Below are 24,440 nucleotides of genomic sequence, written 5' to 3' on the forward strand. Positions count from 1 at the left end.
CGCGACGGGAGGTCCGGCCGATCAGAGATATTTCGTGATCGCCTTGAACTCGTCGATGGAGTGGCGCTGGTCTCGTGGAAGCGCCCCGATCGTGTCTTCGAGGCAATGGTCCAGATGATCCTGGATCAGGGTTCGCTTCGCCTGGCTGATCGCCTTCTCCACCGCGTGGAGTTGCTGGGCGATGTCGAGGCAGGGTCGGCCGCCCTCGATCATGGCAATGACGCTCTTCAGGTGGCCCTCGGCGCGTTTCAGTCGCTTGACGATCTCGGGGTGGGTGTCGTGTCTATGCTCGGTCATTTCTATAACCTATCCTCCTGGAGGGGATGTATCAAGTGGTGGATTTAGCGGGATCGTTCCACGCGACGCCAGCCTGGTTCTGCCCCGCTCAACCCGCCTGCGGGCCTTCTAGGGTGAGTTCGTGCGTTCATATTGTATGCAATTCAAGTACCGGCACCCTGCGGGATTTTTACGCCGAGGAAGGGGTGTTTGGCTGTCTAACCTCAACGATTTGGTCGAACGCGGGCCGCCTTGTCAGTCCGAAAGCTGTCTTCTTGTTCATTTCGCCTTGCGCAGGGCAGTCGATTTTTCACTCCTGCTCTAAAATGTCTGCAATCTAAAATACGATATTGACGCAAGATTGCATACATGAGACAGTTATTTGTCTATACAAAACGGTGTGGAGGCCGCTTGTATCGACGGCGCGAGGAGCGCCCAAACGGAGGAAAAAACTCATGTCAGTGAAGAGACGTACGTTCCTGCAAGGGGCGGCCGGCGCTATCGGCTTGGCCATCGCACAGGGTGCCCTTTCGAAAATTGCCTACGCACAGGGCGCAGCCGGCACGCTTAGGGTTGCCATCGCCAAGCCGGCGGGCAACCTCGATCCGCAGAGCCATTATGCCATCTGGGCAATCCAGGACCTGATGTTCGAGCCGCTCGTGAAGTACGGCAAGGGCGGCCAGATCGAACCGTGCCTTGCGACCGACTGGAAGATCGAGGACGGCGGCAAGACGTTGCATCTGACGCTGCGCCAGGGTGTGACGTTCCAGGACGGCACCAAGTTCGATGCCGCATCCTGCAAATGGAATCTTGAGCGCTGGATGGGGCTCGACCAGTTCAGCTGGATGAATTGCTCCAAGCACTTCCAGTCGCTGGACGTGGTGGACGATTACAACATCACCCTGCACTTCAAGGAGCCGGTGCTCGCGCTGATGCAGGAACTTTCCTACACGCGGCCGACGCGTTTCCTTTCGCCCAAGTCGGTTGGCGTGGACGGCAAGTTCAAGGATCCGGTCGGAACAGGTCCCTGGCGCCAGGTCAGCGCGGACGACACGCAGAGCGTCTTCGAGCACCACGAAGGCTATTGGGGTCAACTACCGTCCTATGAACGCCTTGAAGCCAAGGTGATCCCCGACGCTCGGTCTCGAGTCGCGGCGCTGCGTGCCGGCGAAATCGACCTGATCGGCGGTTTCTGGATTGCGCCGCTGACGCCGGAAGAGGGTAAGCAGCTCGAGGGGGCGGGCTTAAACGTCGTCGTCGATCCCGGCAACGTCACGCTGGTCTTGGCGTTCAATCCTGATCGCGCCGAGGCGCTCAAGGATTCGCAAGTGCGGAAGGCCGTCAGCATCGGCATCGACCGCGCGGCGATCTCCAAGGTGCTCTACCATGGTTACGCTAAGCCCGCAGGCAACATGTTCTCGGGCGCCTTGCCCTATGCCGGGACGCAATATGATGCTCCCGTCCGCGATGTCGCGGCCGCATCGGCGCTGCTCGAAAAGGCCGGTTGGACTGGTAGCCCGATCAGGTCCAAGAACGGCAAGCCGCTGACGCTCGAACTCGTCGTCAGCCCGGACGCGGTGCCCGGATCACGTGTGATCGCCGAAGTCATCCAGTCCGAGATGAAGGAAATCGGCATTGATCTCGTCATCCGCTCCGTCGACCATGCCTCCAAGCACACCGACATGTTGGAGCAGAAGTACGATCTCGGCTTCTTCCTGACCTATGGCGCGCCCTATGATCCGTTCGGCTCGATCGTGGCGCTTTGCCTTTCGACCTTCAAGAACGACGTCGAAGGCAAGCTGGTCACGGATCCGGTCAACCTCGATCCGTTGATCAACGCGGCGACCGCTGCGACCGGGGATCAGATCCAGCCGACCATCCAGAAGGTCTACGACTGGCTCAGAGACAACGACGCGATTGCGCCGCTGGTCTACGTGCCGAGCATTTGGGCGCATTCCACGCGGGTCCACGGCTTTACCAGCCCGGTCACCGAATACGACATGCCCTACGAAAACATTCTGCTGGACGATTAGGAGGGTATCTTGATCCACTTCATCAGCAAGCGGCTGAAGCACTCCCTGGTCCTATTGTTCATGGCATCCGTGGTTTGCTTCACTCTCGTCGTATCGGCACCCGGTAATGTTGCCGTTCTGATTGCCGAGCTACGGGGAGCCGTCGCCACACCCGGTTACGTTGAACAAGTTGAAGAAGAGATAGGACTGAACAAGCCACTGCTGATGCGCTACGTGGATTGGCTTGGCGATGCGGTTCGCGGAGATTTCGGTATCTCCTACAGAACCGGACAGGACGTCAGCGCGGATCTCGCGAACCGGATGCTCGTGACCGGTACGCTGATTGCGGGCTCGGCGGTGATCGCCACTCTCATCAGCCTGGCTCTTGGATTCCTTGGAGCCTTTTGGCCCTACAGATTGCCAGACCGCGTCTCGCGCGGTCTGGCGCTCCTCGGCGCGTCCACCCCGACGTTCTTCGTCGGCGCGCTGATGATCTACGCTTTCTCCGTTACCTTCCAGCTCCTGCCGTCGTTCGGCTTCAACGGGCCGGAGAGCTGGATCCTGCCATGGCTCACCGTGGCGGTTCTGCCGGCCGCTGTCCTCAGCCGTGTCGTGCGGGTGGGGCTGGAGGAGGCGATGACAAGCCCGTTCGTTCTCACGGCAAAGAGCAAGGGGCTTGGCCGTACCGCAATCCTCTTTCGCGAGGCACTGCCCAATATCACGCCGCTCTTCATCAATGCGCTCGGCACCCAGGTCGGATTGATGACCGCAACCGCGATCATCGTCGAGCCGCTCTTCGCCTGGCAGGGCGTGGGGGACTACTTCCTCGCCGGCGTGCGCTTCCGCGATTTCATGGTGGTGCAGGCATGCCTGCTCATCTTCCTCACCTTCTTCATCGTGGTGAACCTGATCGTCGATCTGGCAGTGCTGCTGACCGATCCGCGCATCCGCCGCCAATGGAGCTGATCATGAACATGCTCAATCCCATCATGGCCCGATTGAACAAGATGCCGCGCGCGGCACTGATCACCATCGGCCTATTCCTCGCGCTTGGAACCTTTGCGCCGTGGTTGGCGCCCCAGGACCCGAGCACCCAGAACCTGCTCGATGCCGGTCTCGGCCCCTCTGCCGCGCACTGGCTCGGGACCGACCACCTTGGACGCGACACTTTCAGTCGGCTGATCATCGCGGCAAACACCTCGCTCGTCAGCGTCGGCTCGGTTCTCGGCGTTGCCATGACTATCGGCATCCTGCTCGGAACGATCGCGGGTTATCACCGAGGCTGGGTGGACGACCTCCTGATGCGCGTCGTCGATGTGGGTCTGTCCGTCCCGAGCCTGATCATTTCGCTCGCCGTCATCGGCATCGTCGGCCCCGGTTACTGGACGATGGTGCTGGCGCTGGCGCTTGCCTGGTGGCCGATGAGCGGCCGTATCAGCCGGGCGGTTGCCGTCAGCATCATGAGCAAGCCGCATATCGAGGCCTTGCGGGTGCTGGGCGCTAGCCCGTGGCGGATCTATTTCGGCCACCTTCTGCCGGGCACCATCGGTTCGGTGATGGTCTATGCGACGGCGGATGCTGGTACGGCCGCGCTCGCCGTCGCCACCTTGAGCTTCCTTGGCCTCGGCATTCAGCCGCCGACGCCGGAATGGGGGCAGATGCTCGTCGATGCGCTGCCCTATCTCGAATCCGACCCGCGCCAGGTTCTGCTTCCGGGCCTCGCTCTCACCGCAGCCGTCATCGGATTCAACACGCTCGGCGAATCCATCGCGCTTAACCGTATTCCGAAGCCGCTGACCCGGCGCATGCTGGCACTGCGCCGCGCCGAGGTCGCAAGCTGGAGCAAGGAGAATTCCGATGCATGACCAACCGCTCCTTGAAGTCAGCAATCTGACCGTCAACTTGCTGACGGCGAAATCCGCAGTTCGTCCCGTCGATGGGGTCAGCTACTCGGTCCGGCAAGGCGAGTGTCTCGCCATTGTCGGCGAAAGCGGCAGCGGCAAGACGGTGATGAACTTCGCGCCGCTCGGCCTGATGCCAACCGGCGTGACGACGATGCTCTCGGGATCCGTCAAGCTCGAAGGACGGGAGCTGATCGGCCTGCCGGAGGCCGAGATCCAGAAGCTGCGCGGCAAGTCCGTCGGCTTCATCTTCCAGGACCCGATGAGCGCGCTCAACCCGGTGCGCCGGATCGGCCGGCAGATTGCCGAAATGGCCGAATTGCATCTCGACATGACGCCCAGGGCCGCGGAAGCGCGCGCGTTGGAACTCGTGAAGCTCGTCGGCATCTCCGACCCTGTGGCACGGCTTCGGCAGTATCCCCACGAGCTCTCCGGCGGCTTGCGGCAACGCATTGTCATTGCCATTGCGCTAGCCGGCGAACCGAAGCTGCTGATCGCCGACGAGCCGACGACCGCACTTGACGTCACGGTTCAGGCGCAGATCTTGCGGCTGCTGAAAGACGTACAGCGTCGGCTGAACATGGCGATGGTACTGATCACCCACGACATGGGCGTGGTGGCGGGCGCTGCCGACAACATCGTCGTCATGTATGCGGCGCGTGTTGCCGAATGCGGTCCGGTGGACAAGGTGCTTGTCAGCCCGCGCCACCCGTACACCAGGGGCCTGATCAACGCGATCCCGCGGCGAGAGGACCCGATCGGATCGGAATTCCGGGGGCTTCCCGGCATTCCGCCGACGCTCGGCGCGCCGATCAAGGGCTGTGCCCTCGCGCCGCGCTGCGAGCTCGCCGTCCCTGCATGCGGGAATGCCCGGCCGCCATTGGTCCGGTCGGATGACAGCGCCGTTCTCGTGGCTTGCCCCGTCGTCAATCAAGGAAAGGCTGCCGCATGACACAGGCTCCCGTTCTCAAAGTCGAAAACCTGCAGACGCGCTTCAAGAGCGTGCAGCGAGGCAAATATGTACATGCCGTCGACGACGTCTCGATCGAGCTCTATCCGGGCGAGATCGTCGGTCTCGTCGGGGAATCCGGCTGCGGCAAGTCGACCCTTGGGCGCACCATCGTCGGGCTCGAGAAGGCGAGCAGCGGCCGCGTGCTGCTCGACGGCGTCGACCTCAGCGCTCTCTCCGGCGCAGCGCTGCGTGACAGCCGTCGGGCGCTGCAATACGTCTTCCAGGATCCCTATTCGTCCTTGAACGACCGCCAGACCGTGGGCGAGGCGATCGACGAAGCACTGGTGATTGCCGGCACACGGTCGCCGGAGGAGCGCGATCGTCGCACGAAGGAACTGCTGGATCAGGTCGGCCTCGCCTCTGTGGTCAGGGACCGCCACACGCGCGAGCTTTCGGGCGGGCAGCGTCAGCGCGTGGCAATCGCCAGATCGCTCGCGGTAAATCCGCGGGTGCTGATCTGCGACGAACCCGTGAGCGCGCTCGATCTTTCGATCCGCGCGCAGGTGATGAACCTCTTCCTGCGGCTGCAGAAGGATCTCGGCGTCGCGTGCCTGTTCATCGCCCATGACCTGGCGCTGGTCAGACAGGCTGCGTCGCGAGTCTATGTCATGTATCTCGGCAGGATCGTCGAACATGGCTCGTCGCGCGAACTTTACGACCGCCCGAGCCACCCCTATTCGCAGATGCTGCTGGCGTCGGCGCCCGAGGTGGATCCGCGGATCGAAAAGAACCGCAGGGGACCGCTGATGATCGGTGAGGTTCCGAGCCCAACAAATCCACCCTCCGGCTGCCGGTTCCGAACCCGCTGCCCGCTTGCCGTCGACGATTGCGCCAAGGCGATGCCGCCATCGCGGGTGCTTTCGCCGGGTCATACGGCGGCCTGCAGCTTCGCTGCCGACCTTCATCGCGGCAAGCGCTCGGCTCTCCTTCAGCAGGAGGTCTCGCCGGCATAGAGCCTATGCGACGCTCGTCGATGCCTCCAGAGGCCGGCGGTGCTACAGAGTTCCCTCGCATCCTTTAAGCTGGGGATGCGCGCTTGCCCCGCCCTCGCGCGGGGCACTTTTTTTCGCGGATCGAGGCGTTGCTCGGGGCAGCCGATGGGCCGCCCGGGCGCGCCGGTGTCAGAGGCGAACGAGCATCTTGCCGGTGTTGGCGCCCTTGAACAGGCCGACGAAGGCATCGGGCGCGTTCTCCAGCCCGTCGACGACGGTCTCGCGCAGATGGATCTTCCGTTCCTTGATCCAGGCGCTCATCTTGCGATCGAACTCCGGGATGAGGTCGACATGATCGGAAACGATCAGCCCCTGCAGGCGGATGCGCTTCTCGATCGCTTGGAAGATGTTGCGCGGACCGGCGGCGCCGCCGGAATTGTAGCCGGTGATCATGCCGCAAAGTACGAAGCGGGCGTGGTCGTTGGCAAGCGCGAGCGCCGCTTCGAGATGGTCTCCGCCGACATTGTCGAAGTAGATGTCGATGCCGTCAGGTGCTGCGGCCGCGAGCGCTTCGGTCAGATCGGACGTCTCGCGATAGTTGATGACGGCGTCGGCGCCGATCTCGCTTCTGAGCCAGGTGGCCTTGTCCGACGTGTCGGCCGAGGCGATCACCCGCAGGCCGTTGAGCTTGGCGATCTGGGCGACGATGCTGCCGACGGCGCCGCTGGCGGCCGAGACGAATATGGTTTCGCCAGGCGCGGCATTGGCGATCCGCGTCAGCCCCACATAGGCGGTGAGGCCGGGAAAGCCGAGAGCCGCCGAGATAGGCCTGAGAGGGAAGGCCCGGCTCGATCCTGCGTGCCGTCGCTGCATCGATGACCGCATAGTCTCTCCACCCGACGAAATGTACGACGGCGTCGCCGAGCTCGGCATCGAGGGTCTCAAGGGCAACCTCCATTCGCGCCGCCTGCATGGGCCTCGTCCTCGAGACGGGATGCTCCGAATTGGATCTGGGCCAGCCGATCCACGAGACCGCGGCGGCCTCGCTCCATGACGACCCCGTGGTTCCAGCGGAAGACCGGTCTGAGAATGAAGGAAAGGCGGACCATCCAGGGTTTCGTGACCTCAACGATCCAATCGTACCGAATGTGACAGCTGGCACCGTTGCCTTGCAACGTCCAGCGGCCGATGCCGTCGAGTTCGCCGATAGCCTTGCCTTCGATGAGCAAAGGCGGTTCGACCTTGACGGTCTCCATATCGAAGACCAGTTCGTAGGGCAGTGCCGTCGACCAGCGCATGCGACGCACGGCGCCGACGCCGCGCTCGTCGCCCTCCCGCAGTCGCGTGACCTGTTTCACCGACGGCCACCATTCGGGCCAGCGCTCGGCCGTTGCGAGTTCTCGCCACACATCCTCGAGAGAGGCGTCGACCGTCCATTCGGTGACAAGATGAAAATTGGTCGACGACATCGCCGATCCCTCAGCAGGCAGATGCCTGAAGTATAACACGGCATGCGGACCTCGCGGCCCGCATGCTTTGTTCCAGGCCGCTAAGCAGCCCGTGCTGCGGCGGCGAGCGGCTCGATGTCGTCGAGGACCTTGTCGCCGTTGTAGACGGTCTCGTCGAGAATGCCCTCGCGCTTGGCGACGATCGTCGGTACCAGCGCCTGGCCGGCGACGTTGACTGCCGTGCGGCCCATGTCGAGGATCGGGTCGATGGCGAGCAGCAGGCCCACACCTTCGAGCGGCAGCCCGAGCGTCGAAAGCGTCAGCGTCAGCATGACGGTCGCGCCAGTGAGGCCCGCGGTGGCGGCAGAGCCGAGCACCGAGACGAAGACGATCAGCACATATTCCTGGACGCCGAGCGGCAGGCCGAAGAATTGCGCGATGAAGATTGCCGAGATTGCCGGGTAGATCGCGGCGCAGCCGTCCATCTTGGTGGTCGCGCCGAGCGGCACGGCGAAGGCGGCATATTCGCGCGGAACGCCGAGGCTCTTTTCGGTCACGGTTTCGGTAACGGGCAGGGTGCCGACGGAGGAGCGCGAGACGAAGGCGAGCTGGATTGCCGGCCAGGCGCCGGCAAAGAAACGCGAGGGCTTCAGGCCGTGGCCGACGAGCAGCGCCGGATAGACGACGAAGAGCACGATCGCGAGGCCGATATAGACGGCGGCGGCATACCAGCCGAGCTGCGCCAACGTTTCCCAGCCATATTGGGCGACGGCACGGCCGAGCAAGCCGATGGTGCCGATCGGCGTCAGGCGGATGACCCACCAGAGGATCTTGCGCACGATCGCAAGCAACGACTGGTTGAAGGCGAGGAACGGCTTGGCGGCGTCACCGACCTTGAGCGCAGCGGCGCCGACGGCGATCGAAACGACGAGGATCTGCAATACATTGAAGTTGAGCGAGGTGGTGGCGCCGGTATCGGCGACCTTGGTGCTGGCTTCGAGCCCGAGCATGTTGGCGGGCACCAAGCCCTTGAGGAAATCGAGCCATGAACCGGAATGGGAAGGCGCCTTCGCAGCCTCTTGCGAAACGGCCGAGCCCACGCCTGGCTGGAGGATGAGGCCGAGTGCGATCCCGATGACGACGGCGACCAGCGAGGTGATCGCGAACCAGAGAAGCGTCTGCCAGACGAGTTTGGCGGCATTCTGCAGCGTCGCCAGATTGGCGATCGAGGCGACGATCGCGGTAAAGACGAGCGGCGGCACGAGTGCGCGCAGAAGCTGGACGAAGATCGAGCCGATCGTCTGCAGGGTAACGGTCAACCAGTTGGCATTGCCGGCTGCGTCGGCGCCCATGTTGCGGGCGATGAGGCCGAGCAGCAGGCCGATGACCATGGCTGCCAGGACCTGAAAGCCGAAGGAGGCGAAAATCGGCTTCTGTGAGGATTTGGTGGTTGCTTGGGACACGTCTTGCACTCTCATTGAACGGCGGCGGCCGCATTTTTAGGCAACGGTCGCCGCAAGTGCCCAAGAAATAGTCGAGTGCCTGCTTCGGGATAAGAAACCCTTTGGCTCGAAAACCACTCAGAGTGGAATAATTTCCCCGACGCGATTGTGCCCGACGACTACTCGGATCTCACGGAGAGGCTGTGCTTCGGCCGAAGCGACGCATGCGGCGTCGACTTTGCGCGTTCGCCTGGGTGGCGGGAGTAGCGATGGAGAGCTGCCGAATAGCTCAACCCGTCGGGTCCGCTCCTGCAAAACTTTCGCCGCATCCCCTTTCTTACAAGCCTTCGCTTCCAGGCATGCGGCGACTGATCCCGCTTTCTGGGTTTGCGTCGAAAATCATTTCACTTGTCTCGGGCGCTTACGAAATACTAGTTCTCTATAAACATTATGGATAATGTACCTTGTCTGTATGGCAACGAGGTGTTGGGTCTGGCCGCAGACAGCCCTTCATCGCCAGGGTCGGGGCGTTTGGCCCCATGAGTTTGCAGCGAGAAGAGGAGAGGATTGAGATGACACGCAAGATCCGGCTTGGAGCATTTCTTCCCGGTGGCGGACAGCATATCGCCGCCTGGCGCCACCCCGACCAACCCGCCGACGGGGCGACCAGTTTCGAATTTCACAGGCAGCTGGCGCTGACGGCCGAACGCGGCCTGTTCGATGCGTATTTTCTCGCCGACGGGCTGGCGATCGGCTTTGGCGGCGCGCGTGAAGGCGGCAATGCCCGCGTGGCGGGCTTCGAGCCGGTGACGCTGTTCTCGGCACTGGCGCCGCTTACCACCCATCTCGGCTTCATTGCCACCTCGTCGACGACCTATGAGGAGCCCTACACCACCGCGCGCAAATTCGCGTCGCTTGATCTCATTTCCGGTGGCCGCGCCGGCTGGAACGTGGTGACGACAACGGGCGATCCGACGGCGCAGAACTTCAATCGCGATACGCAGCTTCCGCATGCGGAGCGCTACCGCCGTGCAGCCGAACATGTGGACGTCGTCAAGAAGCTCTGGGACAGTTTCGAGGACGACACCTTCATCCGCGACAAGGAAACGGGTGTCTTCTTCGACCCGGCGAAGCTGCACGACACGGATCACCGCGGCGATCATTTCAAGGTCCGCGGCCCGCTCAACATCTCGCGCTCGCCACAGGGCTACCCTGTCATCGTGCAGGCCGGCCAGTCCGATGACGGACGCGGGCTGGCCGCGGCGACCGCGGAGGTAATCTTCACCGCGCACCAGCATATCGAGACGGCGCAGGAATTCTACCGTGACATCAAGGCCCGCGCCCGCGGTCTTGGTCGCAACCCGGACCATATCCTGGTCATGCCGGGCGTCTCTCCGTTCGTCGGCCGGACGGAGGCCGAGGCGCGCGAGAAGTACGAACGCCTGACCTCGCTCATCGTCGAAGAAGACGGCATCGGACTGCTCAATGGCCTGACCGGCGGGACGCTCGATCTTCATGGCTACGATCTCGATGGGCCGCTGCCGCCGGCGCCGCCGACCGAGGGCATGAAAAGCCGCCAGGCGCTGATCCGCCAGATCGCCGACGAGAACAACTTCAGCATTCGCCAGCTTTATCAATGGATTGCATCGGCGCGTGGCCACTACACGATTGTCGGCTCGGCCGAACAGATCGCCGATACCCTGCAGGAGTGGTTCGAAAACGAAGCGGCCGATGGCTTCAACATCCTGCCGCCCTGGTTCCCGACCGCGCTTGACGACTTTGTCGAGCTGGTGATCCCGGAACTGCAGCGCCGCGGGATTTTCCGCACGGCATACGAGGGCCGGACACTCCGCGAAAACCTCGGCCTGCCCGTTCCTGTCAACCGCTGGGCCGCCGCGCGATCGGCCGTTCAGGCAGCAGAATGAGGTACGATCATGTCCTATGAACACGTCAACACATCGCTTGCCGCAAGTTTTGGACTTGGCCGTGCCGAGGGGCAGACCCCCACTGCTCTCCGGGCCATCGTTTCCCGCTGGCGCGCCCTGTTTGGGTCGATCGTGGCGCGCTATGGCGTGGTGCTCGGCTTTCTCGCCTTCTGGCAGCTTTCCAGCACGCTGGGCTGGGTCAACCCGGCGGTCTTTCCACCCCTCGATGTGATCCTGTCGGCGCTCTGGGGTGCTCTTGCCAGTGGCGCGCTGCTGGACGATATCGCCATCAGCCTGCAGCGATCGGGGATCGCCTTTGCGGCAGCCGTTGTCGTCGGCATCCCGCTCGGCCTGTTCATGGGCCAGGTGCGGCTGGTCGAACAGGCGCTCGATCCCATCCTGCAGCTCTTCCGCCAGACGTCGGCCCTGGCGCTCTATCCGGTCTTCATCCTGCTGCTCGGCCTCGGCGAGACTTCAAAGGTCTTCGTGATCTTCTGGGCGACGCTGTTTCCGCTCCTGCTGTCCACCATCGGTGGCGTCAAGGAGGTCGACAGGAAGCTGATCGAGATGGCCCGGACCTATGGCGCCGGACCGCTCACCGTCTTCCGCCGGGTAGTGCTGCCCGCCTCGGTGCCGGCGATCTTCGTCGGCTTGCGCCTTTCGGCCACCACGGCCCTTTTGCTGCTGATCGCTGCCGAGATGATCGGCGCGAACAAGGGCATCGGGTTCCAGGTCATGAATGCGCAGTACAATTTCCAGATCCCGCTGATGTTCGCCGCAATCCTGCTGCTCGCCCTGCTTGGGCTCGCCGCCAACGCGCTGCTCGTTCTGCTCCAGCGCAACCTTTGCCGTTGGTCGCAGCCCAACGCCTGATCGTCACCTCCCATTCTCATCTGCGAAAGGATAACGCGATGACTTTCCACCCCCGCAATCTTCTTCTGTCCGCCGCAATCACCCTCGGCCTAGCCGCACCGGCGGCGGCCGCTGACGAAGTGAAGCTGCGCTACCTTGCGAGCCAGGGCGGCCTGTCGGCTCATGAACTCGCCCAGGAGCTCGGCTATTTCGATGGGACCGGGATCACCATCGAGAACATCGGCTACGCGATAGGCGGCCCGGCCTCGCTGATCGCGCTTGCTTCCGGCGATGTCGAGATCGGCAGTGCGGCCACCTCCGCCGTGCTGAACTCCATCATCAGCGGCAATGAGTTCGTCGCCGCCTATCCTTCGAACGGCATCAATAACGAGGTGCAGTCGATCTTCTACGTGCTGGAAGACAGCCCGATCAAGAGCATCAAGGACATCGCCGGCAAGAGCATTGCTGTCAACACGCTCGGCGCGCATCTCGATTACACGATCCGCGAAGCGTTGCATTCGGTCGGCCTGCCGACGGACGCTGCCAACCAGGTGGTCGTCCCCGGTCCGCAGCTCGAGCAGGTGCTGCGTTCCGGCCAGGTGGATATTTCCGCTTTCGGCTATTGGCAGACGACCTTCGAGGGCGCGGCGCGCAAGAACGGCGGCCTGCGTGCGATCTTCGACGATACCGACGTGCTCGGGGAAATCGCCGGCGGATTCGTGGTGCTTCGCCGGGATTTCGTCAAGGCGCATCCCGATGCCGCCAAGACCTTCGTCCTGCAGTCGGCCCGCGCGCTCGACTACGCGCGTGAACATCCCGAAGAAACCAAGAAGATCCTGGCCAAGGCATTGCAGGCGCGCGGCGAAAATCCTGAGATCGCCCAGTACTTCCGCGGCTACGGGGTGCGGGTGGGTGGTCTTCCGGTCGAGCGCGACCTTCAGTTCTGGATCGACGTTCTGGTGCGTGAAGGCAAGCTCAAGGAAGGCCAGTTGACGCCGAAGGACGTGCTCTTTGCCGTCGACGGCCTGTCGGTCAGCAACTGAGGACCGGCCATGAGCGTTTCCCCGAACCTTCGTCGTGGAGAGGTGGCGATCCGCCATCTCTCCAAATCCTACCGCCTGAACGGCACGCCGTTGCCCGTTCTCAGAGACATCAACCTCAACATCCGGTCCGGTGAGACGCTCGCCATCGTCGGCGCCAGCGGCTCGGGCAAGACGACGCTGTTGCGGGTGCTGGCGGGGCTCGAGGATCCGGATGCGGGAGAGGTGCTGATCGACGGCAAGTTGACGAGAGGCGTCGGCACCGACCGTGCGGTCATCTTCCAGGAGCCGCGGCTGCTGCCCTGGCTGACGGTGCTCGACAACGTGGGCTTTGGACTGGAGACGCAGGGGCTCCCCCGCGGCGAAGCGCGGGACCGGGCACGACGCTATGTACAACTCGTCGGCCTGCAGCAGTTCGAGAGCGCCTATCCGCGGCAACTCTCCGGCGGCATGGCGCAGCGCGTCGGCATTGCCCGGGCGCTCGCGGTCCAGCCCGAAATCCTGCTTCTCGACGAGCCGCTGGGCGCGCTCGACGCGATGACCAAGATCAGTATGCAGCAGGAATTGGCGCGGATCTGGCGGGATGAGGATGTGACGACGGTGCTCGTCACCCACGATCTCGAGGAAGCGATCTACCTCGCCGACCGTATCCTGATCCTGCCACGCGAGAAGGGCGGTGAACCAAGGCTGATCGAGATCGACCTGCCGCGCCCACGCGATCGCAGCGCGCCCGAATTCGTCCGCCATCGCGAGGAACTGCTCAACCTCTTCGGTCTGCACTGAGGCTTCGGCGGAACGGTTGCAGCGATCAGGCGTTTATCTCTCGATGGCAGCATTCGACAGGATGGGCCGGATGCCGAGCCGAGACAGGAGCAACGCCATGAAGCTTTCGAAGGGAATGTCATTCGCCGCAATCGTCTTCGCCTTTGGCGCGGCAGCACCGGCGATGGCCAACGGTTTCTACACCGGTATCGACCCGCACAATCCGCCGGGCACCCAGAACAGGGTTCTCTATGGGCAACCCTACTATGTCGAACCCGCGCCCGGCCCGGTCTATGTCGAGCCTGTTCAGCCGCAGGTTTATGTCGATCCGATGCCGACCGGCAGCATCTATGTCGAACCAGCGCCCGGTTACGTCTATCGCCCGCCGGCCCGCACCTTGGGCGACGCCCGCCAGCGCTACACGGGTGAGTATCAGAGTGGCGGCGAGGGCGACTACTACCTCGGCGTCGCGCATCCGCCACAGGTTCCCTAAGCCCGTTGCCGCGGATCCAATCGACAGTGCTGAAGCAGACGCGTGGGATGAGGTTTCCACGCGTCCCCCCTGTCGTTACGCACGTCTGCCTGGAGCATCGCCTATTCCGGCAGATCCAGCAGGCGGTAGCCTTCCACGAAGTGCTGCAGCATCTTCTCGTCCCGGAACGGCTGCGATGCGGCCCACTGGGCGATCGTGAAGTTGGGGTTGTTCATCAGGAACAATTGCGCTTCGGTGCGGGCTTCATCCAGGCGGCCGAGCCTCGCCAGGCTGGCAGCAAGCAGCCGGCGGGACGTCGCCCGGTAGGTCTCCGGGTGACGCAAGGTCTGCACCGCCGCCTCATAGTCGCAAGTGGCATATTGAGCCTGCCCAAGCATCCAGTAGTACCAGCCCGGCGGATGCGGGTTGAGCCGCAGCGCCTTGTGAACATGATCTATCGCCTGGGCCGGTCGGCCACCAAGAACGATGAGGTCGGCGCGCATCGCCCAGGCATCGGCGTGGTTCGGATCGAGCGTCAGGGCCAGGTCGAATTCGGCGTCGGACTCTTCCCAGCGGCACTCGTGCCCCAGGATGATGCCGAGGACCCAGCGGTTCCCGGCGTCGTTGGGATCGAGCGCCACTGCCTTCTGCGCCTCGCTGACAGCGCGTAGCCGATAGGGTACGACCGGCTGGTCCCAAAATTCCCAGCTTAGCCACAGGTTCAGGGCCAGGAGCCGATGCGCCTCGGCGTAGTCCGGGTCGAGTGCCAGCGCCCGCTCGGCAAGAAAGACCGCCTCTCGTGCGGCACCCGCCGTCTGCAGCCCGAGCGAGCGCGCCCGGACGCAATAGTCGTAGGCCTTCAGGTTTGATGGGCGGTTGCGGGCAGGCGCGTCGGTTAGTCGTCCGACCAGGGCTTCGACGATCCTGCTCGTTACCTCGTCCTGAACGGCGAAGATGTCCTCCAGGCTGCGGTCGAACCTTTCCGCCCAGAGGTGATCGCCATGCAAGGCATCGATCAGCTGGGCGTTGATGCGAACCCGGCCGGCCGCCTGTCGGGCACTGCCTTCCAGCACGTATCGAACGCCGAGTTCGCGCGCGATCCGCCGCACATCCTCATGCCGGCCCTTGTAGGCAAAGACCGAATTGCTGGCGATGACGAACAACCCGCCGGCCCGGGAAAGGTCGGTGATCAGGTCTTCGGTCAGGCCGTCGACGAAGACCTCCTGCTCCGGCTCGTTGCTCATATTGGTGAAGGGAAGGACCGCGATGGACGGCTTGATCGGCAGCGGCAGGGGCGCCCTGGCGCCGCCGCCTTGGCCGAGGGTTGCGATGCCGATGCGATAGAGGTTGACCGGCTCGACGATGTTCTTGATCGCTTGCGGGCCAAGCGCGTCGAAATCGCAAAAGAGGCGCTTCCTGACCTGATCGTAGATGTTGCCGGAGACGTAGATTTCGCCGGGGCCGGCCATGGTCTGGAGCCGCACGGCGACAATGACGCCGTCGCCGTAGAGATCGCCGCTTTCGACGACGACATCGCCGAGATTGATACCGATGCGCAGGAGAATTCGGCGGTCGTCGGCAAGGCCCTGATTGGCCGCTGCCATACCCTTCTGAATGTCGATCGCACAGGTGACCGCATTCACTGCGCTGGCAAACTCCACCAGCACCCCATCGCCCATCGTCTTGACGATGCGGCCTTTGTGCTCTCGGACAAGGGGATCGAGAATCTGCTTGCGGCGTTCCTTCAACGTCGCAAGCGTACCGCCTTCGTCCAGTTCGACGAGGCGGCTGTAACCGACGACATCGGCAGCCACAATGGCGGCGAGACGCCGTTGAGCGCGTTCTTCAGCCATATCGCGCGCTTCCGCAGAAAGGGGTACGCGGGATTGTAGGACGTCCGCCGGAAATGTCTATGAGGGAATGCTTATGGTCCAGTTCGGCGGCTAACGGCGCGCCGAGACGGTGACAATCCCGCCTGCTTCCGCCACGGCCGGCTTTCAGCCTTGGCGCCAGCCAAGCGCCGGCGCCACGTGCTGCAGGATCGCCTCGATCACATGGGCGTTGTAGTCGACGCCCAGCTGGTTCGGGACGGTCAGGAGCAGCGTGTCGGCTTCGGCGATCGCCTCGTCCTCGGCCAGTTGCCTGATAAGGACATCAGGTTCGGCGGCGTAGCTGCGGCCGAAGATCGCCCGCGTCTTGTCGTCGATGAAGCCGATCTTGTCCTCGTGCTGATTGCCGCCCCCGAAATAGGCGCGGTCGCGCTCGTCCACCAGCGCGAAGATGCTGCGGCTGACAGAGACGCGTGGCTCGCGCGTGTGACCCGCCGCCTTCCATGCTTCCCGGTAGGCCCGGATCTGGTCGGCCTGCTGGACATGGAACGGCAGGCCGGTCTCATCGTCCTTCAGCGTCGAACTTTGCAGGTTCATGCCGAGTTTGGCGGCCCAGACAGCAGTGGCGTTGGAGCTGGCGCCCCACCAGATGCGCTCTCTCAGGCCGTCGGAATGCGGCTCGATCCGCAGCAGGCCAGGCGGGTTGGGGAACATCGGTCGCGGGTTGGGCGCAGCAAAGCCTTCGCCGCGCAGCACGTCAAGCAGCACTTCCGCGTGGCGTCTCGCCATGTCGCTTTCAGTCTCGCCTTCGCCCGGCTGGTAACCGAAATGGCGCCAGCCATCGATCACCTGTTCCGGCGAGCCGCGGCTGATGCCGAGCTGCAGGCGTCCACCGGCGATGATATCGGCGGCACCGGCGTCTTCGACCATGTAGAGCGGGTTTTCGTAGCGCATGTCGATGACGGCGGTGCCGATCTCGATCCGGCTGGTCTTGGCGCCGACGGCTGCCAGGAGCGGGAAGGGCGAAGCGAGCTGGCGGGCGAAGTGATGGACCCGGAAATAGGCGCCGTCCGCACCGAGTTCTTCGGCCGCGACCGCAAGATCGATCGACTGCAGCAGGGCGTCGGCCGCCGATCGCGTCTGTGACTGGGGCGAGGGCGTCCAGTGTCCGAAGGAAAGAAAACCGATCTTCTTCATGGTCGTGCCGCCTGTAGAATGAAACCGACCGCTTCATCGCACGATTCCGGTTTGGGATACAGACAGCGCTTGGTGACTTCGCCGTGAACGGCGGCGCCAGCTGCGTCGCGCCGCCGTCTTGATCTGGAACGGAACCCTTCTCGCTTTACCGTACCTGCAGGCGGGCCTTCATGTTCGGGTGAAAGCGGCAAAAGTAATCGTAGCTGCCGGCCTTGGTGACGGTGAGCGTCGCCGTCTTCTTGGGCGGTATCACGATATCGAAATCACCCTTGGCCGTTGCCGTGTGCGCCATGACGTCCTTGTTCTGCCACTCGATCACGTCGCCCACGGCGGCGTTGATCTCGGCGGGCGAGAACACGAGCTTTTCGATTGTGACCCGGATGGTTTCGGCCCGCGCGGGCGGTCCGGCCAGCATCACGGCCAGACCGCAAATGGCACCAAGGCTCAGCTTCGAGACCATGGCGCCGCCTATTTCATCATCTCGGCGACATGCTCGGCATGTTGCTGGTGGCCCTGGAACAGCTTCAGCCCGGTCTGAAGCAGATCCTTGAGCTCGGCATTCTTGGCGGACGGGATCAGCTGCGTTTCGAGCGCGCCGTTGACCTGCTTGTGATAGGCAACCTCGTTGGCAACATAGGCCTTGTCGAAGTCGGTGCCGCTCAGTTTCGCAAGCTTTTCGCGCTCTTCCTTGGCGGCCTTCGTAAGCGCACGGCTAGTGTCGTTGTCTTCCGGTTTCACCTTGAGTTTCTTGACGAGATCGAGAGCCTGTTTGTTCACAGCCTCGTGGTCGCGCACCATATCGTTGGCAAAAGCCAGCACGTCCTTGTCCTTGGAAATCTGCAGGGCCTGCTTGGCCGCCTCGATGTCGATGACACCGGCGGTATAAGCGATATGGGCGATCTGCGGATCGTTGATCTTGGTCCCGGCCGCAACGCTTGCGCCGCTGAGGAGGCAGGCGAGGGCGAGGGCTGAGGTGAGGCGGGCATACATGGGAAACTCCTCTCCGGCGGGGCGTTGCCACCGGTCTCTGTGGATGACCTCCATTGGATGCGCGCCGATGGCGGAAGTTCCCGACTTTTTTATCTTACACGAGTCCAAGCCGGCTCATCACGGCCATGGTCAGCCGTTCGCAGCGACGACCGGCAAAAGGGAAGGCATTCATCAGTACGGGGCCGATCTTGCGGTCGATATGCTGGCGCAGCAGCTGGCGGGCGCGATGGAGACGGCTTCTGACGGTCTCCGGCTTGATGCCGAGCAGGACGGCCGTTTCCTCGACGCTCATGCCTTCGATGACGCGGGCGGTGAAGACGAGGCGAAACGCGTCCGGCAGGGCGTCGGTCGCCTCTTCCACCAGCCGCAGGATTTGCCGCTGGGCAAGGGATCGCTCCGGATCCTCCGTGCTAGCTGCGTTCGGAAACGGCACGATGTCGGCGCTCACCTGTTCGGCTACGAGCGGAACCTCGCGCCGGGTGGATGACTTGCGCAGGCGTCCGAGCGCCTCGTTGAGCACCACGCGATGGAGCCAGGTGGCGAGGCTGGCGTCGCCGCGAAACGTCTCAAGGTGTTCGAAGGCACGAAGATAGGCCTCCTGCACGACGTCCTCGGCGATGCTGTCGTTGCGCACCACGGCGCGGGCGATGCGGAAGAGCCGCTGGTTGTGCCTTCGCATGATGGTGCGGAACGCTTCCGGATCATTGGCAAGCGCGCCCTGGACGAGATCGTGGTCCGTCAAATCATCGGGAGCGGCCCGTGTCGATTGCAAGAGAACATCCTTCATCATCCACCTCCAAACCATCGTTTGATGCGGATCCGGCAAAATCGTTCCCGACCGGTCGAAGGAAAGAATACGCCTTGCAGAAGGGGACGCATACTGAAAACGAGCGCCGGCGCCTTCCGACACGCGGGGCGCGCATTTTCAGCGGCTGGCAGCGGAGAATTCGGGCATTTCCGCCAGTGATGGTTGGGTCCCCGACCGCGCTTCGCGCTGCGGTACGCGTCCTCGGAATTTTTTTTATTGGCGAGGGAACTGTGGTTCCTGCTGGCGAGTTGGTGGAGCGGCGATCTTCGTGTGGCGGGGCGCGCACCAAGGTCGCATCTTCGGACTAGGAGAGACGACTATGAAGCATCAATCGATTGAACAATTGCAAGCGCTCGCCGAAATCCGTCCCGATCCCGTCATGACGAGAACGGAACGGCTCCAACGTTGGGCCGAACTCCTGGAAAGCAATCCCGACCGCCGGCTCGGCACGCTTTCCGGTACCGAACGTGCTACCGCTGCCGTTCGGCAGGCCATGCAGGTCAACGGTTCGCCCATGACTGTCGCCTTCGAGGATACGCAGCTGCGGCTCGCGGGCCTTGCCGATGACAGCTACGGCGAAGCAAAACGGTTCTTCGAAATATCGGACCACCAACTGCACGACATCGTCTGCGACTGCAATTTCGGCAGTTCGGTGCGTGCGGCCTATGCCGCCCGGCGAGTTCGCTCGGCCATCGGCCTCTGGCCGCGACTGAAGGCGCTCTTTACCTGAGCCAGATCGGCCTTCCTCAGGGAAGCCAGGGCGCCAGCCGGAAGCTTCCCTCACTTCCCGTTTTCCTCTTCCGCGGTGACGAGGTTTCGCCGCCGGGGCGGTAGAGAAATGTGCGATCGTTGGTGTCGACGACACTTCACGCGAAACTCCGGTGGATGGCGGCCCTTGCGGCGGCTTGGCGCAGACCTAGCCCGAGGGAGTATATCGTTACCTTCCCGACTTGCAGCATCATCTCCCCAACACCGGTGTCGCGCGGCTCGCCGGGGGTGGAGGGATGCAGTCGCGGGAGGAGGATTTCATGACATTGGCAGCAGTAACCCGGGCACTGAGCGCGACGTCGGTCCTGGCGATCATGGTTTGCGTAGCACAGCCGGTATGGGCGGCACCCGACTTGATCGTGCTCAACGGCGATGTGCGCACGGTCGACCAGAGCAAGCCGAAGGCACAGGCCTTCGCGGTCGAGAACGGAAGATTCACTGCGATCGGCAGCAATGACGAGATCAAGGCCCTGGCCGAGGCCGAAACCAAGGTGATCGATGCCGGCGGCAAGACCGTGACCCCAGGCTTCATCGACGGCCATACCCATCTCACATCCGGCATGGACATGGTGACCGGTGTGGACCTTTCCTACATCCCCGACAAGAAGACCTGGCTCGAAAAGATCAAGGAGGCCGACGCGCGTCTTCCAAAGGGCGTCTGGCTGATGGGCGGCGGCTGGGACTACACGCTCGGCGAGGGCAAGCTGCCGACGAAGGAAGACCTCGATGCCGTGGTGCCGGACCGGGTGGTCGTCCTGCGCGATATCGATTTCCATTCCGTCTGGGTCAACTCCAAGGCGCTCGAGGTCGGTGGCGTTACCGCGAAGTCGGAAGTCGAAGAAGGCGGACAGGTACTCCTCAACGACAAAGGCGAACCGAGCGGCATCCTGCTCGAAAAGGCCGGTGACCTCGTGGAGAAGCATCGCCCGGTCGCGACCGACACCGAGCGGCGCGAAGCGCTGCTGCAGACGATGAAATTTGCCAACAGCCTCGGCATTACCGGCGTCAACGACATGTCCGATCTTGCCGCCGTCCACGACTACGCGGCGATCCTTGCAGAGAAGAAGATGCCGCTTCGCGTCTGGTACGGCTTCTTCGAGGGCGACCCGAAGAAGATTGCCGCCGCCGTGAAGGACCGCGACGAGGTCGACAAGGTTGCCGCCGATTCCGGCGAGCAGGTGAAGAAGGGGCCGATGCTGAAGCTCGGCTATACCAAGTCGGTGATCGACGGCGTGCTCTCGACACGCACGGCCTACATGCATGAGGATTACTCCGACCAACACGGCTGGAAGGGCAAGCCTTTCGAAACGAAGGAGCAACTCGCGGCCGCGATCAAGGCCTCCAACGAAAACGGCTTCCCGACGGCGGTGCACGCGATCGGCGATGGCGGTGTCAGTCTCGTGCTTGATGCTTTCGCCGAGGCCTCGGTGCCGCGCGCGCAACCGAACCGTATCGAGCATATCGAGGTGGTCGAGACCAAGGATATCCAGCGTTTCAAGGAACTGGGCGTCGTCGCTTCGATGCAGCCGAACCATGCGACCGGCACGATCGGCAAATACATCACCGAGCGCATCGGCACCGAGCGTGAGCCACGCGCTTACGTCTGGCATTCCATGCTCGACGCCGGAGTGCCGCTGGTGTTCGGTTCCGACTGGCCGACTTCACCGCTGAGCCCGCTGACCCAGATCAACGATGCCGTCTTCCGCGAAAGCCCCTTCGGCCTCGGTGACGGGCCCTGGCATCCGGAGCAGGCGGTCAGCTTCGACCAGGCGCTGCATGGGCTCACTCAAGCCGGCGCCGACATGACGCCCTGGGGCGGTGAGATTGGCTCGATCAGCGTCGGCAAATGGGCGGATTTCGTGCTGATCAACGGTACGCTGCCGGATCCGCTCGACCGTTCCATCCGCGAGCGCAAGGTCGAGGCGACCTATCTCGCCGGAAACGAGGTCTATCGCCAGCCCTAAATCTGGACGAGAGCTCTTCGTCGCTGTCGGGCCAAGCGATCGACATGCGTTCCATCGATCTTGCTTTCGGATCGTCTAGTCATTTCGGCCGGTGCCCGTGGGCGCCGGTCGATTTGGCATGCGGGCATTGCCGTTACCGGTTTTCGGCGCCGTTCGGGCCGAAAGAACCGCAGCGGGAGTGAGGGCGTCGCCTACGATATCCATGATGCCGCGGACTACAGGCTCAAATACGCTAAGGGCCTTTGGGACGAGCATGCGCGGCCAGCCAGATGACACGTGCTTTTCGTTCGCGCTTAGAGCTAGCTTAGTCCATGAGAATACATAATAATTGCGCTTCACTTGGAGCTATCTCAAGGTAATGGCGAGGCGCGCATGGCATTGGACTCTTTGGATGTGCGGTTGCTACGCATCTACGTCACGATCGTGGAAGCCGGCGGCTTCGCGGCCGCGCAGGGAGAACTCAATCTCTCGCTCTCGACGATCTCCAACCATATCTCTGCGCTGGAAAGCCGGCTGGGCCTCACCCTTTGCCAGCGTGGCCGCTCCGGCTTTCGCCTGACAGAGGAAGGGCGGGCGGCCTACGAGGAAGCCAAGCGCCTCTTCAGCTCCATCGACCAGTTCGACACCCGCATGAAAGGGTTGCAGCACCAGCTGAATGGCACCCTTTCCGTCGGTCTCATCGACAACACGCTGTCCGATCCGTCTTCCCGTCTCAACCGCGTCTTTGCCCGGATGACCGACGAGGCGCCGGAGGTGGCGCTTTCGATCGTCACGCGGCCGCCGCACGAGCTCTTGCGCGACGTGATAACGGGCGAGCTGCACATCGCCGTCGCCAGCTTTCCGCGCACGACGCTGGGGTTGGAATACATCGACCTCTACGAGGAGACCCAGCGCTTCTATTGCGGTGCCGAACATCCGCTGTTCAGCCGCAATGACAGCGAGATCGAGGTCGATGATATCCGATCCTACAATCTGATCGGCCGCTCCTATTGGAACGCCCGCGACCTCAAGATCTTCTCGATCGCCAATCCGCGCGCCACCGTCAGCGACATGGAGGCGGAGGCGCGGCTGATCCTCTCCGGTCGCTACCTCGGCTATCTGCCGGACCATTTCGCCAGCCGGTATGTGAGCGAGGGCTTGCTGCGGCCGATCCGTCCGGATCTCTTCAGCTACAAGGCACCGTTTCAGGCAGCCTTTGATAAATCGCGTGCGAAGTCGGGCCTGATCCCGTTTTTCGTGAAGTTGCTCGTCAGCGAGTTCGGCGTCTCGCAAACCGGGCTCAGTGCGTCGCGCCTGCGCGCCGGGCGATAGCCACATCTCAACCTATTCAGGACCGACACAAAGACAGGCGGGGCCGGCAGTGGCGGCCCCGCCTGTCTTCAATTGTACCTGAACGACTGCGTCAGCTGAGCGGAAAGCCCATGGCCGAGACCATCTTCAGCCAAGGCTTGCGCCAACCGCCGGATTTGTCGGCGGTATCGAGCGCATACATGGTGACCTGCGCGCCGAGCCAGCGGAACGGCTCCGGCGGGATCGTATTCGGAAGGCTGGTGGCGAAATCCAGCCGGCTTTCCGGGGTCTTCGAGCCGTCGAGGATATCGAGAGCGATGCGCGCGCCGAAACGGGAGGCCGAAACCCCAAAGCCGGAATAGCCGCCGGCATAGACGACCTTGTCGGCATAATAGCGCTGGAAATGCACCGCCATGCGAGTGCTGAGATCGATCGGCCCGCTCCAGGCGTGGCTGAAGCGCAAGCCTTCGAGTTGCGGAAATGTGTCGAAGAATGCAGCTGCCAGCGGCTCGTAGGTGTCGAGTTCGCGGTCGACCGAGGGGAATGGGTCACCGGCAAACGCATAGGCAAGCCGCCCACCGAAGATGATGCGGTTGTCCTTGGTCAACCGCATGTAGTTCATCTGCGTGCGGGTGTCATACACACCCTGCCGATGGCTCCAGCCGATTGAGGCCATGCGCTCCGCCGACAGCGGCTCCGTTGCCAGGACCCGGTCGCGAACCGCAACGACGCGGCGTTTGATGCGCTTGTGCCCGGACGTAAAGGCATTGGTGGCAAGCAGCACCTTCGGAGCGGTGGCGCTTCCGGATGGTGTCACGGCTTTCATCCGGTCGCCGAGGTCTTCGAGGCCGGTGAGTTCGGTGTTCTCGAAGACCTGGACACCGAGCGCGAGCGCGACCCGCTTCAGCCCGAAGGCGAGAAGGGCAGGGTGGACGGTGCCACAGATGTGCTTCGACCAGACACCAGCCTTGTAACGCGGCGAGTTGATCTCGGCGCAGACGGCGCTCTGATCGAGGAAGACGGCCTGGTGGCCATATTTCAGGTGAAGCTCGTGCTCCTCGTGCAGCGCGTCGATATGGGCGTCGTCGACGGCGACCGTCAGTTCGCCGCCCCATTCGGCATGACAGTCGATCGCGTGTTCCTCAAGGGTGTGGAGGAAGCCGTGCATGTTCTCCTGGCCGAGCTTCTCAAGGGTTGCAATGTCCTTGGGAAAGATGCGCACCGCATTCGACAGCCCGTGCATGACCGAGGTCGAGACGACACCACCCGGCCTGCCGGATGCGCCGTTGGCAACCGAGCCTTTCTCAATCAGGATGACGTCGATCTCGGGTTGGCGCTGCTTTGCCTGAATGGCGCCCCACAACCCGGTAAAGCCGCCGCCGACGACGAGCAGGTCTGCCTTGAGGTGACGGGTCAGTCGCTCTTTCGGCTCGGGCGCGTCCGGCCGGTCGAGCCAGAAAGGCGTCATCGTCACATCTGCAAGGGCTTTGCTTCTTACCTTGGTCATGGGGAGGCCTCAC

At 63.1% G+C, this 24,440-nt stretch carries 23 protein-coding genes; 13 read left to right on the plus strand and 10 right to left on the minus strand.

Going from position 1 to position 24,440, the window contains the following annotated elements; translation table 11 throughout:
- Positions 1-21: 21 nt before the first annotated feature.
- Positions 22-297 carry a metal-sensing transcriptional repressor gene (locus LAC81_RS28880; protein ID WP_223728105.1) on the minus strand — a complete coding sequence of 92 codons (276 nt, stop codon included), beginning with the start codon at positions 295-297 and terminating at the stop codon, positions 22-24.
- A gap of 434 nt (positions 298-731) precedes the next feature.
- Here LAC81_RS28880 and LAC81_RS28885 point away from each other — a divergent pair, with 434 nt between their 5' ends.
- Genes LAC81_RS28885 through LAC81_RS28905 form a run of 5 tightly spaced genes read left to right on the plus strand, consistent with a single transcriptional unit; the run spans position 732 to position 6,154 of the window.
- Positions 732-2,309, plus strand: coding sequence for a nickel ABC transporter substrate-binding protein (locus LAC81_RS28885; protein WP_223728106.1), 1,578 nt, complete (start codon positions 732-734; stop codon positions 2,307-2,309).
- A gap of 9 nt (positions 2,310-2,318) precedes the next feature.
- Positions 2,319-3,254, plus strand: a complete 936-nt coding sequence (locus LAC81_RS28890) for an ABC transporter permease (protein ID WP_223728107.1) — start codon at positions 2,319-2,321, stop codon at positions 3,252-3,254.
- Positions 3,245-4,153: an ABC transporter permease gene (locus LAC81_RS28895; protein WP_223728108.1), complete on the plus strand. Its 909-nt coding sequence runs from the start codon at positions 3,245-3,247 to the stop codon at positions 4,151-4,153. The genes LAC81_RS28890 and LAC81_RS28895 overlap by 10 nt, the downstream gene beginning before the upstream one ends.
- Complete coding sequence (locus tag LAC81_RS28900) at positions 4,146-5,141, plus strand: ABC transporter ATP-binding protein (RefSeq protein ID WP_223728109.1); 996 nt, start codon at positions 4,146-4,148, stop codon at positions 5,139-5,141. Before LAC81_RS28895 ends, LAC81_RS28900 begins: the two co-directional genes overlap by 8 nt.
- Positions 5,138-6,154 carry an ABC transporter ATP-binding protein gene (locus LAC81_RS28905; RefSeq protein WP_223728110.1) on the plus strand — a complete coding sequence of 339 codons (1,017 nt, stop codon included), beginning with the start codon at positions 5,138-5,140 and terminating at the stop codon, positions 6,152-6,154. The genes LAC81_RS28900 and LAC81_RS28905 overlap by 4 nt, the downstream gene beginning before the upstream one ends.
- Before the next feature lie 168 nt (positions 6,155-6,322).
- Here LAC81_RS28905 and LAC81_RS28910 read toward each other — a convergent pair whose 3' ends face one another.
- The 3 genes from LAC81_RS28910 to LAC81_RS28920 form a co-directional block, all read right to left on the minus strand.
- Positions 6,323-7,018 carry an MDR family NADP-dependent oxidoreductase gene (locus LAC81_RS28910; protein ID WP_223728111.1) on the minus strand — a complete coding sequence of 232 codons (696 nt, stop codon included), beginning with the start codon at positions 7,016-7,018 and terminating at the stop codon, positions 6,323-6,325.
- Between the two features lie 56 nt (positions 7,019-7,074).
- Positions 7,075-7,602, minus strand: coding sequence for an SRPBCC family protein (locus tag LAC81_RS28915; RefSeq protein ID WP_223728112.1), 528 nt, complete (start codon positions 7,600-7,602; stop codon positions 7,075-7,077).
- 80 nt (positions 7,603-7,682) lie between these two features.
- Entirely contained in the window at positions 7,683-9,044 is a 1,362-nt protein-coding gene (locus LAC81_RS28920; protein WP_223728113.1) for a dicarboxylate/amino acid:cation symporter, read from the minus strand.
- A gap of 551 nt (positions 9,045-9,595) precedes the next feature.
- Between LAC81_RS28920 and LAC81_RS28925 the strand changes: the two genes are divergently transcribed.
- From LAC81_RS28925 to LAC81_RS28945, 5 genes are all read left to right on the plus strand, one after another.
- Entirely contained in the window at positions 9,596-10,948 is a 1,353-nt protein-coding gene (locus tag LAC81_RS28925; protein ID WP_223728114.1) for an LLM class flavin-dependent oxidoreductase, read from the plus strand.
- 9 nt (positions 10,949-10,957) lie between these two features.
- The gene (locus LAC81_RS28930; protein ID WP_223728115.1) at positions 10,958-11,821 is read left to right on the plus strand and encodes an ABC transporter permease; all 864 of its coding nucleotides are present in this window, start codon (positions 10,958-10,960) and stop codon (positions 11,819-11,821) included.
- Positions 11,822-11,859: 38 nt separating this feature from the next.
- Positions 11,860-12,843 carry an ABC transporter substrate-binding protein gene (locus LAC81_RS28935; RefSeq protein ID WP_223728116.1) on the plus strand — a complete coding sequence of 328 codons (984 nt, stop codon included), beginning with the start codon at positions 11,860-11,862 and terminating at the stop codon, positions 12,841-12,843.
- A gap of 9 nt (positions 12,844-12,852) precedes the next feature.
- Positions 12,853-13,623, plus strand: coding sequence for an ABC transporter ATP-binding protein (locus tag LAC81_RS28940; protein WP_223728117.1), 771 nt, complete (start codon positions 12,853-12,855; stop codon positions 13,621-13,623).
- A gap of 97 nt (positions 13,624-13,720) precedes the next feature.
- Positions 13,721-14,095, plus strand: coding sequence for a hypothetical protein (locus tag LAC81_RS28945; protein WP_223728118.1), 375 nt, complete (start codon positions 13,721-13,723; stop codon positions 14,093-14,095).
- 101 nt (positions 14,096-14,196) lie between these two features.
- Here LAC81_RS28945 and LAC81_RS28950 read toward each other — a convergent pair whose 3' ends face one another.
- The 5 genes from LAC81_RS28950 to LAC81_RS28970 all read right to left on the minus strand — a co-directional run bounded on the left by LAC81_RS28950 (position 14,197) and on the right by LAC81_RS28970 (position 18,877).
- Entirely contained in the window at positions 14,197-15,927 is a 1,731-nt protein-coding gene (locus LAC81_RS28950) for an adenylate/guanylate cyclase domain-containing protein (RefSeq protein WP_223728119.1), read from the minus strand.
- Between the two features lie 144 nt (positions 15,928-16,071).
- Positions 16,072-17,100 (minus strand): LLM class flavin-dependent oxidoreductase, encoded by a 1,029-nt coding sequence (locus LAC81_RS28955; protein ID WP_223728120.1) that lies wholly within the window; start codon positions 17,098-17,100, stop codon positions 16,072-16,074.
- A gap of 145 nt (positions 17,101-17,245) precedes the next feature.
- Positions 17,246-17,560, minus strand: a complete 315-nt coding sequence (locus tag LAC81_RS28960) for a cupredoxin domain-containing protein (RefSeq protein ID WP_223728121.1) — start codon at positions 17,558-17,560, stop codon at positions 17,246-17,248.
- An 8-nt stretch (positions 17,561-17,568) separates the two neighbouring features.
- Positions 17,569-18,090 carry a DUF4142 domain-containing protein gene (locus LAC81_RS28965; RefSeq protein ID WP_223728122.1) on the minus strand — a complete coding sequence of 174 codons (522 nt, stop codon included), beginning with the start codon at positions 18,088-18,090 and terminating at the stop codon, positions 17,569-17,571.
- Between the two features lie 94 nt (positions 18,091-18,184).
- Entirely contained in the window at positions 18,185-18,877 is a 693-nt protein-coding gene (locus tag LAC81_RS28970) for an RNA polymerase sigma factor (RefSeq protein WP_223728123.1), read from the minus strand.
- 340 nt (positions 18,878-19,217) lie between these two features.
- On the opposite strand from LAC81_RS28970, the gene LAC81_RS28975 reads away from it, so the two are divergent.
- The 3 genes from LAC81_RS28975 to LAC81_RS28985 all read left to right on the plus strand — a co-directional run bounded on the left by LAC81_RS28975 (position 19,218) and on the right by LAC81_RS28985 (position 22,941).
- Positions 19,218-19,628, plus strand: coding sequence for a hypothetical protein (locus LAC81_RS28975; protein WP_113539803.1), 411 nt, complete (start codon positions 19,218-19,220; stop codon positions 19,626-19,628).
- 298 nt (positions 19,629-19,926) lie between these two features.
- Positions 19,927-21,630, plus strand: coding sequence for an amidohydrolase (locus LAC81_RS28980; protein ID WP_223728124.1), 1,704 nt, complete (start codon positions 19,927-19,929; stop codon positions 21,628-21,630).
- 372 nt (positions 21,631-22,002) lie between these two features.
- Positions 22,003-22,941: a LysR family transcriptional regulator gene (locus LAC81_RS28985; protein ID WP_223728125.1), complete on the plus strand. Its 939-nt coding sequence runs from the start codon at positions 22,003-22,005 to the stop codon at positions 22,939-22,941.
- Positions 22,942-23,032: 91 nt separating this feature from the next.
- Here LAC81_RS28985 and LAC81_RS28990 read toward each other — a convergent pair whose 3' ends face one another.
- A complete protein-coding gene (locus LAC81_RS28990) occupies positions 23,033-24,427 on the minus strand; it encodes an NAD(P)/FAD-dependent oxidoreductase (protein WP_223728126.1) in 1,395 nt (464 codons plus the stop codon).
- Between the last annotated feature and the right edge of the window lie 13 nt (positions 24,428-24,440).

Origin of the sequence: Ensifer adhaerens (assembly GCF_020035535.1) — a bacterium.
Lineage (GTDB): Bacteria > Pseudomonadota > Alphaproteobacteria > Rhizobiales > Rhizobiaceae > Ensifer.